A 15,349-nucleotide genomic window follows, 5' to 3' on the forward strand; every position below is an offset into this window, starting at 1 on the left:
AAATTATTATTCCATTTTCTTCGAAGGAATTCGACAATTAAATATAGTTGTTCCTTCATGAGGACTACTAATAAAGACACTTCCACCATGAAGATTGAGAAAACTTTTAACTATAGACAACCCTAATCCCATCCCTCTACGTTGTCCATGATGAGAATCTGAAACAAATCCATTAAATACGTTTTGACGCATATCTTCAGGGATGTTTGACCCATTGCTTGTGACAGAAAAAACAAAATCAGTGGCATCGCGATCAGCTTCTAAGAGCACAGTAGATCCTTTGGAAGAAAAATCTGCGGCATTACTGAGGATCTTTGCAAAAATTTGAAGCAATCTTTGTCGATCGGCAACTACAGACCCTAGTGCTTTTCTAGAAACAATTTCTAGCGTTATATTGTTTTCATGCATCTTACTGGCAATGGATTGTTTTACTTCATTTAAAAGATCACTTAGAATAATTTCGCTATAGTTCAATTTCATAATACCGGCATTAACGGTCGCTAGATCAAGAATATCATTAACCAGATTAAGCAAAAGTTCCGATGAAGTAGATATATATTCTACATATTGAGATTGTTTAGGATTCAACCCCCCTAATTTAGATGTTTTAAGTAAGTCGGTAAATCCAATGATATTCGTCAAAGGGGAGCGCAACTCATATGATACATGCTGGACAAAATTATTTTTTATTTCATCTGCTTTGTGTAATGCCTCATTCTTTTCTGTTAAGGCTCTCTCTGCTCGGACCGAATCCGTTACATTGACAAAAGTTAACATAGTTTGTGCATTTGGTAAAGGAATAACAGAATATTCAAGGACGGCATCTGATAAAAGCTCTAATGTGCCCTGTAAGGATTTTCTTTCATCCTCAAAGCTGGTGATGATTGCAGCGAATAGATCCCAACCATCCGATTTATTATAATATTTTGAGCATGTAGACGCAATGTTCCTAATATGCGTTCCAGGAGACACTTGTTCCTCTTCTACCTTCCAAAGAGATCGGAAGACAGGGTTTGATAACTGGATCCTGCCATCTGGGCCAAAGACAGCAACCCCTTCAGACAAATGATCTATAGCTTCTCCCTGTACTTTCACGAGAGTATTATATCTTGTTTCAAGATCCACTTGGACTGTTAAATTTTCAAACATCCAAATTGTTCCTCCTAGCGGATTGGTAACAACTATAACGTGAAGTGTTTGTCCAGTAGGCAGATGCCAAGTATCCTTATGATCTCCGGAAGATTTGTAAGCGGAAAAAATTTTTTCTTTCCAGGTTTTCCAGTCGAGCTGTTCCGGCAACTTGTTGGCAGATCGTAAAAATTCAAGAAATTCATCATTGCTAGGATTGGATTTTAGAAAGGCAGGGTCCATTTGCCATAATGCCATAAAAGATTGATTGTAAAACTGCAAATAGCGATTTTGATCAAATATGGCTATGGCAACAGTTAGATTTTGCAGTATATCGTATGTATGGGTGAGTTGATCGTTTGCGGTGATTTCTTTGGAGACATCAATGGCAATACCAGCTTCTCCAAAAGAATTTAATACCTTAATTATTTTATAAGATTTGTGTTTTCCGCGTTCAATTGAAGAGACAGTTTTGCAAAAATTTTCTTCTAATTCAACAGAAGAAATCATTCGCTTTTTAACCTCTTCCTCAAATAGTTTGTAATTATCAAAAATTTCTTTTTGAGGAGATGTTTCTTCTGTATTTTTTTTATAACTATTATTTGCCCAAAGAAGCTCTCCTCTTTGATTGCGTTGCCATACTAAAAAATCAAGAGAATCGAACAATAATTTGAAAACTGACATATGTCCGCTGATTTTTTTGCATTCCAAAGTTGTTTCTGCTAATTCCGAATATACTCCGTTAAGAGTTAAAAATCGAAGAAAAGCACAACTGCCCGACACCCTTCCTTCTATTTTAATTGCCCAATCATTTTTAGTCTCCGCTATCAAATCAAAGCTTTGACCTTCTTCGCGGAGTTTCTTTATCTCCTTTGATAATTGTATGTAATGATGAAATTTAAGCCAATTTTCAAAAGAAAGGAAATCTGTGTCTTTTAGGGGAATATCCATCCTTCGATTTAATTGCCCAATTATTTCAGGTGTTCCGTCTTTTCCGTCCCAAACAATGATGAGACAATTATTTTCAGTTAATAATGCGTGGTATTTTGATAGCTGGTAACATATTTCAGAAAAGGATGAATATGATTCATTGACTTGCTTAGCGAGATTATTTCGTTGTTTAATCAGCATTATAAGGGGAATAATAGTTGCTAAAAGCATCCCAACTATCGTCCCGAAGATTAGCATTTTACAAGAGAAAATTGCCCAAATTCCCATTTCATTTCCAATATCTATTGTTGCTATGCCTGTCGTCATTTGTGCAGTTATACCCACTTTAAGAATCTATTGAAGACAAGTTATTATCTTTTGAGTAGATTTCGGTTTGTTTGATGAGGGAATTCTATTAATGTAAACCATTATTGCAGCTCATTTATTGTATGATTTTTGTATTATATTTGGATTTTTTTGCAAGGGTCTTGTTTTTTGTACCAATACTTAAGTGCATTAAAAATAAAAATAAGCATTTTTTTTAATTTTTAGGAAATAAGATATATGGGCATGATTTAAGTCTCTAACAATTATAGCAAAGTTGCAAGGTCAGATTCATAATATGAGACATACTGGAATATCACAAAATGATAATTATAGCCTTTGATAGTTTTCTCTAGCTTAATTACATCAACATCTCCTTGATATTTATTAGTATTGGAAATATATTTTTGAGAAATTTAAAGATGTATCGCAACGCAATTTTCCAAACAAAATACGTAATTTATACTATATTATAGTATAAATAGTAAGTTATTAACTATGGTTTTAAAATTATTTTCTTAAAAAAAGTGTGTTAGTTATAATTATTTTATTTTTAGCAAAAGCTAATATGCAAATCTTACTTGTATTATTTATAATGTTTATTTGATAGAATGTTGCCTGATATGAAGATATTCATGATAGAAAAGCAGTAAAATTGCGAAATTCAATCCTTTTAGAATAAGAAAATTCTGGTTGATTGGTAACAAGATAATTGCATTAAGAATTATAGTGTGTACTAGTAGTAATATCTTTCTGATTGTATTGGATTAAGAATTTATATTTGCAGAGAGGGGGATTTATGGAGAAATTTAATTTGGAAGGCTCTTCCTGTGTGTATTATAATTTTAGCACAAGCAGGTTGTATGAAGAATCTATCCGTCGGGAAAAAACAATCCTCACTTGTCATGGGGCATTGAGAGCGTTAACAGGGCAGCATACAGGGCGTTCCTCGCTTGATAAATTCATTGTACGTGATGATAGTACCGAGGAGGGAGTTTGCTGGGAAAGCAACAAGGGTATTTCTCCCGCTAATTTTTCTGTGCTGAAAGCGGATATGCTAGATTATATTAAGGGAAAAGAATTATTTGAACAAGACCTAGTAGCTTGCCCTCATACAAAAAATGCGTTGTCTGTACGTATTGTGACGCAATATGCATGGCATTCTTTATTCGCTCGCAACTTGTTAAAACATAGAGAAGAGCTTAGCTCTATTCCCAATACAATCAATTTACAAGTCATAGTATTGCCAGATTTTTCTGCTGATCCAATTCGGCATGCATGTCGCTCAGAAACAATAATAGCGATTGATTTGAGTGCGGGATTAATATTAATAGGTGGCACTTCTTATGCTGGAGAAATAAAAAAATCAATATTTACCTATCTTAATTATACTTTTCCAGAACGTGGGATTATGCCAATGCATTGTTCTATCAATACGGGGAAAGAAGGGGATGTTGCGTTGTTTTTTGGCCTTTCTGGCACAGGAAAAACAACTTTATCAGCGAGTTCTGACAGAGTTCTTATAGGAGACGATGAACACGGCTGGAATGAAGAGGGTGTATTTAATTTTGAAAGTGGTTGCTATGCAAAATCCATTAATCTTTCAAAAGAAATGGAACCAGAGATTTTTTCTGCATCTTGTCGTTTTGGAACGGTTTTTGAGAATGTAACTGTCAATGAGCATGGTGTTCCTGATTTTAAAGACGCCTCTTATACAGAAAATACTCGTGCGGCTTATCCTCTTCATTTTGTTCCTAATTATGCCCAAAAATCTATAGGGGGGCATCCCAAAAATGCAATTATGCTTGCGGCTGATGCATTTGGAGTATTGCCTCCAATTGCATATTTGAATCCTGAGCAGGCTGTATATTATTTTCTTTCTGGTTATACTGCGAAAGTGGCGGGGACAGAAAAAGGGGTTTTGAAACCAGAGGCAACCTTTTCTGCGTGTTTTGGAGCTCCGTTTATGCCGAGAGATCCTATGCAGTATGGAAAAATTCTTAAGGATTATATTATCAAATATCAGGTTGATTGTTGGCTTGTTAATACCGGATGGACAGCTGGTCCATATGGAGAGGGTTATCGTATGCCAATAGACGTGACGCGTTCTTTATTGGATGCGATTTTTGATCATTCCATTAAAAATGTTGCATATCGTGTTGATGAGAATTTTGGTTTTTCTGTTCCGATAGAAGTTAAAGGGGTGGATAGAAAAATTCTAAACCCTAGAGATTCTTGGGATAATGGCGAGGCATATGATCATAAAATGAAAGAATTATTATCAATGTTCAAGCATAATTTTGCTAAGTTTGATGAAGGTGCTATAGGTTATTGATCTTGGCGCTAGCAGGCAAAAAGCGTTTTTAAAAACATTTTTTGATGCGTGAATCGATATTGGTTTATTCAAAAATTTTCATGTGAATTCATCTTTATAAAAGTCTCTTAATTTCGCAATATATGATTCTTTTTTTGCATGAAGTTTATGGTAGCGCTCCTTTTGGGGAAATGGAAAATTATAGCTTTCTTATTTCTACGGTTTTTACGAAGTGATTTTTCCCCTTGTTTAGAACAAGATTTGCACGTCTGCGTGTTGGTAAAATATTTTGTTCTAAATTAGGTAGGTTTACCTCTTCCCATATTTTTTCTGCTATTTTTTGAGATTGATCTTTACTTATTTTTGCAAAACGATGGAAATAAGAATTAGGATCATGTAAGGCTGTTTCCCGTAATTTTATAAAGCGCTCTATATACCATTGGCGAATAAAATCTTTGTCAGCGTCTATGTAAATTGAAAAGTCCAAGAAATCTGAAGCTATAGATGTGATCTTTTTATTTTCCGATAAAGGATGATGTTGCAGGACATTAATTCCTTCAACAATAAGTACATCAGGTTGGGTTATTTTATCAAATTTTCCCTCTAATATGTCATATTTCGAATGTGAATAACATGGTGTAAAAACTTCTTTTTCCCCGGATTTTATATCAGAAAGAAATGTTAAGAATTTACCTACATCATAGCTTTCAGGAAATCCTTTGCGATGCATAAGGTTCTTTTTTGTAAGAATGGCATTAGGAAAAAGGAATCCATCCGTCGTAATAAGAGCTATTTTTAAATTGGTAGATTGATGTTGTAATAATACATCTAAAATACGAGCAATAGTAGATTTTCCTACAGCAACAGATCCTGTTATTCCGATAACAAAAGGTATTTTGATATCTTCTTTAAGGTTTAAAAATTTATTGTATTGATGACAGGTTATTTTGGTAGACTCTATGTTTATCAGTAGCAGATTTGATAAGGATAAATATATTTTACAAACCTCATCTACATCGATCATCTTATTAAAAGAACACAATCCAGTAATCTTTTCTTTTGTTGGGGTGAGCAAGGTTTTAGAGTGAGCTTTCCATTCGTCGGATGTAAAAAAATGATAGGGAGAAGAATTATGCATGTTTAAGATCTTCTATACTCTTTGATTAAACGATAAACGGATCTTATTTCAATTATTTAAGACCCTGAATGACAAGGAAAATTGAGGCTCCAATATTATTAAAAGTAATAAAAGCAGAAATATATTCCCCGGCAAATGATTGATTAATCGTTGATCTTAACATTGGCAAGAATTTTATTCTGAACAATATTATATTTGCTATTATTAAATAGAAATTTAATCATAGAATATTATCTGAATAGTGCTTTATATGTTTTTAAGGATGGGGTTTGTTGTATTTTATTTTTAGATATTACTGAATCTTTCTAATAACATTCTTAATTATATTTTTTCTGTAATTTACTCTTAAAATAACCTTGGATAGATATATATATAAACTTTACTAGATTGAATTTAATTTTATAATGCACTTCTGTTTAATGGGAATTTTTCTTTGTTTAACAATGGAATTATGGTGTAATTATGAGCGCAATAGTTGAGGGTAATTCTTTCGTTAAAATGCACGCTACGACAATTTTAACGGTACGTAAAGGTGGGATTGTCGTGATTGCCAGTGATGGACAGGTAAGTGTTGGAAACACTGTTATGAAAGGTAACGCTCGTAAGGTACGTCGTTTAGGTAAGGGTAATATCATAGCTGGTTTTGCAGGTTCTTCTGCGGATGCGTTTACTCTTGTGGAAAAATTGGAAAAAAAACTAGAACAATATCCAGGACAACTCTTACGCGCTTCTGTTGAATTAACCAAAGATTGGCGTGCGGATAAATATTTACGTAATCTTGAGGCGATGATTCTTGTGGCTGATAAAACGGTAACATTGGTCATTACAGGGGCAGGAGATGTTCTTGAGCCAGAACATGGAGTTATGGCAATCGGTTCAGGGGGCTCTTATGCTCTTGCTGCAGCTCGTGCTTTGATGAACACTCAGAAAAGTGCCGAGGAAATTGCTCGTGAAGCTATGTCTATTGCGGCTGATATTTGTGTTTATACTAATCATGAAATTATATTAGAAACGTTAGAAGTGGAGGTTTAATAAGGATAAATGATGCTCACATTTAATTTTTCTCCTCGTGAAATTGTTGCTGAGCTTGATCGCTATATTGTTGGTCAATTGGATGCCAAACGTGCTGTTGCTATAGCATTAAGAAATCGTTGGCGCCGACAACAATTATCAGAGAATCTGCGTGATGAAGTCATGCCTAAAAATATATTGCTTGTTGGTCCTACTGGGGTTGGAAAAACAGCAATTTCTCGTCGCTTGGCAAAATTAGCAGGAGCTCCTTTTATTAAGGTTGAAGTTACTAAGTTTACTGAGATTGGATATGTTGGGCGTAATGTTGAACAAATTATACGTGATTTAGTGGATGTTGCAGTAAATCTTGTTCGTGAAAATAGACGTGATGAAGTGCGGGAAAAAGCCAGCCTCAATGCAGAAGAGAGAATATTAGATGCTCTTGTTGGGAAAACCGCTACATCAACTACACGAGAGCTTTTTCGTCAGAAGTTTCGTGACGGTGAGGTATCTGATAAGGAAATAGATATAGAAGTAGCGGATACATCTCCTGATATTTCAAGCTTTGATATTCCGGGAGCGGGAGCTAATGTTGGGGTTTTAAACCTTTCAGAATTATTTTCCAAGGTTATGGGAGGGGTGCGTAAGAAGAAGATACGTATGTCTGTTCAAAAATGTTATCCTGAACTTGTGCGCGATGAATCCGATCAATTGATTGACATTGATACAGTTCACAGAGAAAGCATTCAGATGGTTGAGCATTATGGAATAGTTTTTTTGGATGAAATTGATAAAATAGTTGCGCGCGAATCAGGGGATGGAGCGGGGGTTTCTCGTGAAGGAGTGCAGCGTGATCTTTTACCATTGGTGGAGGGATCCTCTGTCTCGACGAAATATGGGACCGTGAATACTCAGCATATTCTTTTTATTGCATCGGGTGCTTTTCATGTTTCTAGGCCTTCTGATCTTTTGCCCGAAATGCAAGGAAGGTTTCCAGTTCGTGTCCATTTAAAACCCTTGAGTAGAGATGATTTTCGCTTGATTTTAACAGACACAGAATCAAATCTTATAGTGCAGTATAAGGAACTGATGAAAACGGAAGGTGTTACTTTAGATTTTACGGAAGATTCAATAGATGCGCTTTCTGATGTGGCGGTTAATTTGAATAGTGTTGTTGGTGATATAGGGGCTCGTCGTTTACAGACAGTGATGGAACGTGTTTTGGAGGATATATCTTTTTCTGCTTCGGAACTTCAAGAAAAAACTGTTGTGATTGATGCTGAGTACGTGCGTCTACATATGGGGGATTTTTCTTCAGAATCCGATATATCTCGTTATATCCTGTAAAATATGCTGTAATTTTTCTTACTAAGAGTCAAATTATAGGGTTTGGATATGGTTAATGGTTTGAGGGTAATAATATTTTTTTGATTATTTTTTATTGACTTATTTATAGCAATTGTTTTAGTATGGCGGATGTTATTTGAGAATAGAATAGAGAAGAAAGGGAGACATGGGCGGCGATTTTTTATATTTGTAATTAAGGATTTAATTACGAAGGTAGGAGGCGTTTTTTCATGTTTTTCTGGTTGTTATGACGTTGAGAGATGTTTTAGCATTAGGATTTTTTTTACATGGTGGCGCCTTTGGCAAGAACATGAGAGTTTGATCCTGGCTCAGAACGAACGCTGGCGGCAGGCTTAACACATGCAAGTCGAGCGCTTATTTTTAATAGGAGCGGCAGACGGGTGAGTAACGCGTGGGAATCTACCTTTTTCTACGGGATAACGCACGGAAACGTGTGCTAATACCGTATACGCCCTGAGAAGGGGAAAGATTTATTGGAGAGAGATGAGCCCGCGTTAGATTAGCTAGTTGGTGGGGTAAATGCCTACCAAGGCTACGACCTATAGCTGGTCTGAGAGGACGATCAGCCACACTGGGACTGAGACACGGCCCAGACTCCTACGGGAGGCAGCAGTGGGGAATATTGGACAATGGGGGGCAACCCTGATCCAGCCATGCCGCGTGAGTGAAGAAAGGCCTTAGGGTTGTAAAGCTCTTTCGCCGGAGAAGATAATGACGGTATCCGGAGAAGAAGTCCCGGCTAACTTCGTGCCAGCAGCCGCGGTAATACGAAGGGGGCGAGCGTTGTTCGGAATAACTGGGCGTAAAGGGCGCGTAGGCGGGTAATTAAGTTAGGGGTGAAATCCCAAGGCTCAACCTTGGAACTGCCTTTAATACTGGTTATCTAGAGTTTAGGAGAGGTGAGTGGAATTCCGAGTGTAGAGGTGAAATTCGCAGATATTCGGAGGAACACCAGTGGCGAAGGCGGCTCACTGGCCTGATACTGACGCTGAGGCGCGAAAGCGTGGGGAGCAAACAGGATTAGATACCCTGGTAGTCCACGCTGTAAACGATGAGTGCTAGCTGTTGGGTGGTTTACCATTCAGTGGCGCAGCTAACGCATTAAGCACTCCGCCTGGGGAGTACGGTCGCAAGATTAAAACTCAAAGGAATTGACGGGGGCCCGCACAAGCGGTGGAGCATGTGGTTTAATTCGATGCAACGCGCAGAACCTTACCAGCCCTTGACATATAGAGGACGATATCAGAGATGGTATTTTCTTTTCGGAGACCTTTATACAGGTGCTGCATGGCTGTCGTCAGCTCGTGTCGTGAGATGTTGGGTTAAGTCCCGCAACGAGCGCAACCCCTACCTCTAGTTGCCATCAAGTTTAGATTTTATCTAGATGTTGGGTACTTTATAGGGACTGCCGGTGATAATCCGGAGGAAGGTGGGGATGACGTCAAGTCCTCATGGCCCTTATGGGCTGGGCTACACACGTGCTACAATGGTGGTTACAATGGGTTGCGAAGTCGCGAGGCGGAGCTAATCCCAAAAGGCCATCTCAGTTCGGATTGCACTCTGCAACTCGAGTGCATGAAGTTGGAATCGCTAGTAATCGCGGATCAGCATGCCGCGGTGAATACGTTCTCGGGCCTTGTACACACCGCCCGTCACACCATGGGAGTTGGTTTTGCTTGAAGACGGTGCGCTAACCGTAAGGAGGCAGCCGGCCACGGTAGGGTCAGCGACTGGGGTGAAGTCGTAACAAGGTAGCCGTAGGGGAACCTGTGGCTGGATCACCTCCTTTCTAAGGAAGATGTTTAGTATTGTTAGATTTATTTAATGATCTGAGCATTTTTTAAAGAATTAGAGCGATAAGCTCAAGAAGAGAATTTGTTAATTTTAGCAAGTTCTAAGGGATCGCCGTCCATGTTTCTCTTTCTTTTTGAATAACTTTGCGGTTGATGGGGTCATTTGAGTTTATGTTAAGGGCCCATAGCTCAGGCGGTTAGAGTGCACCCCTGATAAGGGTGAGGTCGGTAGTTCGAATCTACCTGGGCCCACCATTCAATCAGGCAAGGGGCCGTAGCTCAGCTGGGAGAGCGCCTGCTTTGCAAGCAGGATGTCAGCGGTTCGATCCCGCTCGGCTCCACCAATTGCGAATTTATAGTTTTTTTTGTTCTAGGGGATTTTTTTTTTAGAGCAATAGTTTTTTGAAAATTGAATAGAAGGTAGATTTTTTTGTATTTTTTATATTGGCATTGTATGCGATATGGGAGGTACCGACGTTGTATAACCGCACGTTGAAGATTTATCTCAGGAAATTGGTCTATTGAAAGAGCATAATTTATTTATGTTTTTTTAATTAAGAAACGTTTGTAATGAACTTTATGACGTATTGACAATGAGAGTGATCAAGCGCGATAAGGGCATTTGGTGGATGCCTTGGCATGCACAGGCGATGAAGGACGTAATACGCTGCGATAAGCTACGGGGAGCTGCAAATGAGCATTGATCCGTAGATTTCCGAATGGGGCAACCCACCTTAGGTGTCTAGGAAAGTATACTATTAAGGTTTAATTTTCTAGGTACTTGAAGGTATCTTTACCTGAATAAAATAGGGTAAAAGAAGCGAACGCAGGGAACTGAAACATCTAAGTACCTGTAGGAAAGGACATCAATTGAGACTCCGTTAGTAGTGGCGAGCGAACGCGGATCAGGCCAGTGGTAGGGAAGATTTAAGTAGAATTATCTGGGAAGGTAAGCCATAGAAGGTGATAGCCCCGTACACGTAATAATTTTTTCTATCCTTGAGTAGGGCGGGACACGTGAAATCCTGTTTGAAGATGGGGCGACCACGCTCCAAGCCTAAGTACTCGTGCATGACCGATAGTGAACTAGTACCGTGAGGGGAAGGCGAAAAGAACCCCTACTAGGGGAGTGAAATAGACCCTGAAACCGAATGCCTACAAACAGTCGGAGGCTGTAAAGCTGACGGCGTACCTTTTGTATAATGGGTCAACGACTTAGTGTGGCAAGCGAGCTTAAGCCGATAGGTGTAGGCGCAGCGAAAGCGAGTCTGAATAGGGCGTTTAGTTTGTTGCATTAGACCCGAAACCGAGTGATCTAGCCATGAGCAGGTTGAAGGTTGGGTAACACCAATTGGAGGACCGAACCCGTATCTGTTGCAATAGATTGGGATGACTTGTGGCTAGGGGTGAAAGGCCAATCAAACTCGGAGATAGCTGGTTCTCCGCGAAATCTATTTAGGTAGAGCGTTAACTGAATACCCTCGGGGGTAGAGCACTGGATAGGCTATGGGGGCTTACCGCCTTACTGATCCTAACCAAACTCCGAATACCGAGGAGTAATAGTTGGCAGACACACAGTGGGTGCTAACGTCCATTGTGGAGAGGGAAACAACCCTGACCTCCAGCTAAGGTCCCGAAGTCATGGCTAAGTGGGAAAGGAAGTGAAAATCCCATAACAACCAGGATGTTGGCTTAGAAGCAGCCATCATTTAAAGAAAGCGTAGCAGCTCACTGGTCTAAAATTAAGGATTTTTGCGCCGAAAATGTAACGGGGCTCAAGCCATGCACCGAAGCTGAGGATTTGTTTATTTTTTTTAAGATAAGCGAGTGGTAGCGGAGCGTTCCGTAAGCTGATGAAGGAGGATCTGTGAGGACTTCTGGAGGTATCGGAAGTGAGAATGTTGACATGAGTAACGATAAAGAGGGTGAGAAACCCTCTCGCCGAAAGACCAAGGGTTCCTGCTTAAAGTTAATCTGAGCAGGGTTAGCCGGCCCCTAAGGTGAGGCGGAAACGCGTAGCTGATGGGAACCACATTAATATTTGTGGGCCTGGTGTAAGTGACGGATTAAGTATATTGTACATCTTTATTGGATTAGATGTGCTTTGGATTAATTCCAGGAAATAGCTTCACCGTATAGACCGTACCCGAAACCGACACAGGTGGTCAGGTAGAGTATACTAAGGCGCTTGAGAGAACTGCGTTGAAGGAACTCGGCAAATTGCACGCGTAACTTCGGGATAAGCGTGACCTTTTTTTTGGGCAACCAGGAGGAGGTGTCACAGATTAGGGGGTAGCGACTGTTTACCAAAAACACAGGGCTCTGCGAAGTCGTAAGACGAAGTATAGGGCCTGACGCCTGCCCGGTGCTGGAAGGTTAATAGGAGGGGTGAGAGCTCTGAATTGAAGCCCCAGTAAACGGCGGCCGTAACTATAACGGTCCTAAGGTAGCGAAATTCCTTGTCGGGTAAGTTCCGACCTGCACGAATGGCGTAACGACTTCCCCACTGTCTCCAACGCAGACTCAGTGAAATTGAATTCCCCGTGAAGATGCGGGGTTCCTGCGGTTAGACGGAAAGACCCCGTGCACCTTTACTATAGCTTTACATTGGCGTTTGCGTTGATATGTGTAGGATAGGTGGTAGGCATTGAAGTAGAGGCGTTAGCTTTTGTGGAGCCATCCTTGAAATACCACCCTTATCCATGTGGACGTCTAACTGCGCTCCGTTATCCGGGGCCGGGACATTGTATGGTGGGTAGTTTGACTGGGGCGGTCGCCTCCGAAAGAGTAACGGAGGCGCGCGATGGTAGGCTCAGAGCGGTCAGAAATCGCTTGTTGAGTGCAATGGCATAAGCCTGCCTGACTGTGAGACTGACAAGTCGAGCAGAGACGAAAGTCGGTCATAGTGATCCGGTGGTTCCGAGTGGAAGGGCCATCGCTCAACGGATAAAAGGTACGCCGGGGATAACAGGCTGATGACCCCCAAGAGCTCATATCGACGGGGTTGTTTGGCACCTCGATGTCGGCTCATCGCATCCTGGGGCTGTAGAAGGTCCCAAGGGTTTGGCTGTTCGCCAATTAAAGCGGTACGTGAGCTGGGTTCAGAACGCCGTGAGACAGTTCGGTCCCTATCTGCCGTGGGTGTAGGAATATTGACAGGATCTTTCCCTAGTACGAGAGGACCGGGATGGACGTATCTCTGGTGGACCTGTTGTTATGCCAATAGCATAGCAGGGTAGCTAAATACGGAATGGATACCGCTGAAAGCATCTAAGTGGGAAACCAACCTGAAAACGAGTATTCCCTATCAGAGCTGTGGGAGACTACCACGTTGATAGGCTGGATGTGGAAGCTAGGTAACTAGTGAAGCTGACCAGTACTAATAGCTCGATTGGCTTGATTGCTCTTATTGTCCATAGTCATATATAGTCATATAATGTTTTAGACCATTTTCCATTCGTTTTTTATAGACTTGGTGGCTTTTGCGGGGTTTCTGCACTCGTTCCCATTTCGAACACGGCCGTTAAATGCCCTAGCGCCTATGGTACTTCATCTTAAGATGCGGGAGAGTCCGTCGCTGCCAGGTCTATAAAAAGCGGGTTCTTATTTTATTGTTATTTGTATATTGATCAAAATTATTGTCGCGGGGTGGAGCAGTCTGGTAGCTCGTCAGGCTCATAACCTGAAGGTCGTGGGTTCAAATCCTACCCCCGCAACCATTGTATTATGGAATCTTATTACAATGAACCAAAACATAGAGCAACAAATTTTGGATGCGTTGAAAATCCTGTACATACCAGGAGAAACAATTAATATCGTGGATATGAAAAGACTATCTAATATCTGCATAGTAAGCAGATGATATCACTTATTTTTTATGATCTTTCTCCTCACTTTCTTTAAGGGGATCATGATATTCATGCTCAATAAACATGCTCAATAAAGACAACAACTCTAGAAGATTTAATGCCCAGTCGCATCCTATCTGCTCCTTTGGTATATTTATGCACTTTTAATTTGATCTTTTAGCTTTTGGTTATAGTAGCGTTAGACCGAATCTAGAGATATAGGGATACGGTATCCTGTTGTATTTATGGTTTGATGCCAAGGTGTATTTTCTTGGTGCATGAGATATGAGAGCTCTATAGTATGGTGTTTGCCATAGATATCGATCACCTGACGGTGATAATTCCTTCTTGTTTTTCTGAGAGGCAAGCTTTGTAAGGAATTTTTGTTTGTTCTGGATAAGGTATCTCACAAGAGTTGCTTTATATTGGTCTAATGCAAGTAGACCTCTGGATAAACAGGTCCCGTGTGGCCATGCTTCAAGGTATATTTATCACTATATGTGGCTGGTTAGATCATAAAAACAACAGATCCACCAGTCATTCCTGCACCGACAGCTGATAGTAAGATTTTTTCTCCTGCCTGAAATGGTTTCCTTTTGTTTTCTAAAGACAACGAAAGAGGAATAGTGGCTGCTGAAGAATTTCCAAAATTACTTAGAGAGTTCACCATTGTTTTTTTAGAAATACCGATCTTTTCGCAAACTTTTTGAAGAATTCGAGTATTAGCTTGATGAGGGATAAAACGGTCAATGTCTTCAGGTTTTAGATGAGCTCTTTTTAATGCTTCTAGGGCAGATTCTGTCATTATTTTAACTGCATTATAGAAGACATCTGATCCATCAGTAACACGGATAAAAAAATCATTAGGATTCGAGTTTTTTTCAGTAGGAACGGTACTACCCCCTGCTGGAATTTTAATAAGATCATATTTACTACCATCTGACATAAGTTCAGTTCCAAGAATACCGCTTGTATATTTCAAAGATGATGGTGCAAGTACAATAGCTCCGGCAGCATCACCAAAAATAATAGCTGTATCTTTATCTTCTAAGTTAACATGTCGACTGAGGAGGTTAGCTGCAATAATCAGAACAGGTTTTTGGTGTAAATTTATATAACTATCAGCGAGTACAAGGGCGTAAAGAAAACCTGAACACGCTCCTGTAAGATCAATAGCTCCGGATTTTAAAAGTCCAAGGCGATGGGTAACTACAGGAGATGATGGTGGTAATAAGTGATCAGGAGTTGAAGTGGCAAGAAGTGTTAAAGCAATGCTATCCTTGTTAATATTAGCGTTGCGTAAGGCTATATCTCCTGCTTGTATTGCAATATCAGTTAGCGTTTCGTTTTTTCCTGCCCAATATCGATATTTAATACCAGTTTTTTTTTCTATAATTCCAGATTTAAGATTTAGGTGTCTTTCAATTATCGAATTGTGAATGCATTGGCTAGGAACAGAATGTCCGAATCCAAGAATACAACTAGAACTTTTCAT

At 39.8% G+C, this 15,349-nt stretch carries 6 protein-coding genes, 3 tRNA genes and 3 rRNA genes; 9 read left to right on the forward strand and 3 right to left on the reverse strand.

The annotated features are described in order from the left end of the window. Positions 1-6: 6 nt before the first annotated feature. Positions 7-2,403 carry a sensor histidine kinase gene (locus tag CKC_RS01420; protein WP_244391974.1) on the reverse strand — a complete coding sequence of 799 codons (2,397 nt, stop codon included), beginning with the start codon at positions 2,401-2,403 and terminating at the stop codon, positions 7-9. A gap of 778 nt (positions 2,404-3,181) precedes the next feature. On the opposite strand from CKC_RS01420, the gene CKC_RS01425 reads away from it, so the two are divergent. After that, positions 3,182-4,717 (forward strand): phosphoenolpyruvate carboxykinase (ATP), encoded by a 1,536-nt coding sequence (locus tag CKC_RS01425; protein WP_013461707.1) that lies wholly within the window; start codon positions 3,182-3,184, stop codon positions 4,715-4,717. Positions 4,718-4,895: 178 nt separating this feature from the next. Here CKC_RS01425 and coaA read toward each other — a convergent pair whose 3' ends face one another. Next, positions 4,896-5,834: a type I pantothenate kinase gene (coaA, locus tag CKC_RS01430; protein WP_013461708.1), complete on the reverse strand. Its 939-nt coding sequence runs from the start codon at positions 5,832-5,834 to the stop codon at positions 4,896-4,898. A 462-nt stretch (positions 5,835-6,296) separates the two neighbouring features. Between coaA and hslV the strand changes: the two genes are divergently transcribed. The 8 genes from hslV to CKC_RS01470 all read left to right on the forward strand — a co-directional run bounded on the left by hslV (position 6,297) and on the right by CKC_RS01470 (position 13,725). Further along, the gene (hslV, locus tag CKC_RS01435) at positions 6,297-6,866 is read left to right on the forward strand and encodes an ATP-dependent protease subunit HslV (protein ID WP_013461709.1); all 570 of its coding nucleotides are present in this window, start codon (positions 6,297-6,299) and stop codon (positions 6,864-6,866) included. A 9-nt stretch (positions 6,867-6,875) separates the two neighbouring features. Continuing rightward, on the forward strand, positions 6,876-8,192 hold the full coding sequence (gene hslU / locus CKC_RS01440) for an ATP-dependent protease ATPase subunit HslU (protein ID WP_044054063.1): 1,317 nt from the start codon (positions 6,876-6,878) through the stop codon (positions 8,190-8,192). A 306-nt stretch (positions 8,193-8,498) separates the two neighbouring features. Continuing rightward, a 16S ribosomal RNA gene (locus CKC_RS01445) occupies positions 8,499-10,002 on the forward strand. Positions 10,003-10,184: 182 nt separating this feature from the next. Next, positions 10,185-10,261, forward strand: a tRNA-Ile gene (locus CKC_RS01450). A 13-nt stretch (positions 10,262-10,274) separates the two neighbouring features. Continuing rightward, positions 10,275-10,350 (forward strand) — tRNA-Ala (locus tag CKC_RS01455). Between the two features lie 257 nt (positions 10,351-10,607). Then, positions 10,608-13,410, forward strand: a 23S ribosomal RNA gene (locus CKC_RS01460). Between the two features lie 67 nt (positions 13,411-13,477). Then, positions 13,478-13,592: ribosomal RNA gene (rrf, locus tag CKC_RS01465) — 5S ribosomal RNA — on the forward strand. Together the 16S, 23S and 5S rRNA genes with 3 tRNA genes alongside form the textbook arrangement of a ribosomal RNA operon. Positions 13,593-13,648: 56 nt before the next feature. Then, a tRNA-Met gene (locus CKC_RS01470) sits at positions 13,649-13,725 on the forward strand. A 637-nt stretch (positions 13,726-14,362) separates the two neighbouring features. On the opposite strand, the gene CKC_RS01475 is transcribed toward CKC_RS01470, so the two are convergent. Then, positions 14,363-15,349, reverse strand: coding sequence for a beta-ketoacyl-ACP synthase III (locus CKC_RS01475; RefSeq protein ID WP_013461711.1), 987 nt, complete (start codon positions 15,347-15,349; stop codon positions 14,363-14,365).

This window comes from Candidatus Liberibacter solanacearum CLso-ZC1 (genome assembly GCF_000183665.1).
In the GTDB taxonomy this organism is placed as follows: domain Bacteria; phylum Pseudomonadota; class Alphaproteobacteria; order Rhizobiales; family Rhizobiaceae; genus Liberibacter; species Liberibacter solanacearum.

Bases quoted from the DNA above. Each gene is read 5' to 3' on its own strand.
- CKC_RS01475 (WP_013461711.1), bottom strand. From the start codon at position 15,349: ATGAAAAGTTCTAGTTGTATTCTTGGATTCGGACATTCTGTTCCTAGC.
- hslU (WP_044054063.1), top strand. From the start codon at position 6,876: ATGATGCTCACATTTAATTTTTCTCCTCGTGAAATTGTTGCTGAGCTT.
- coaA (WP_013461708.1), bottom strand. From the start codon at position 5,834: ATGCATAATTCTTCTCCCTATCATTTTTTTACATCCGACGAATGGAAA.
- hslV (WP_013461709.1), top strand. From the start codon at position 6,297: ATGAGCGCAATAGTTGAGGGTAATTCTTTCGTTAAAATGCACGCTACG.
- CKC_RS01425 (WP_013461707.1), top strand. From the start codon at position 3,182: ATGGAGAAATTTAATTTGGAAGGCTCTTCCTGTGTGTATTATAATTTT.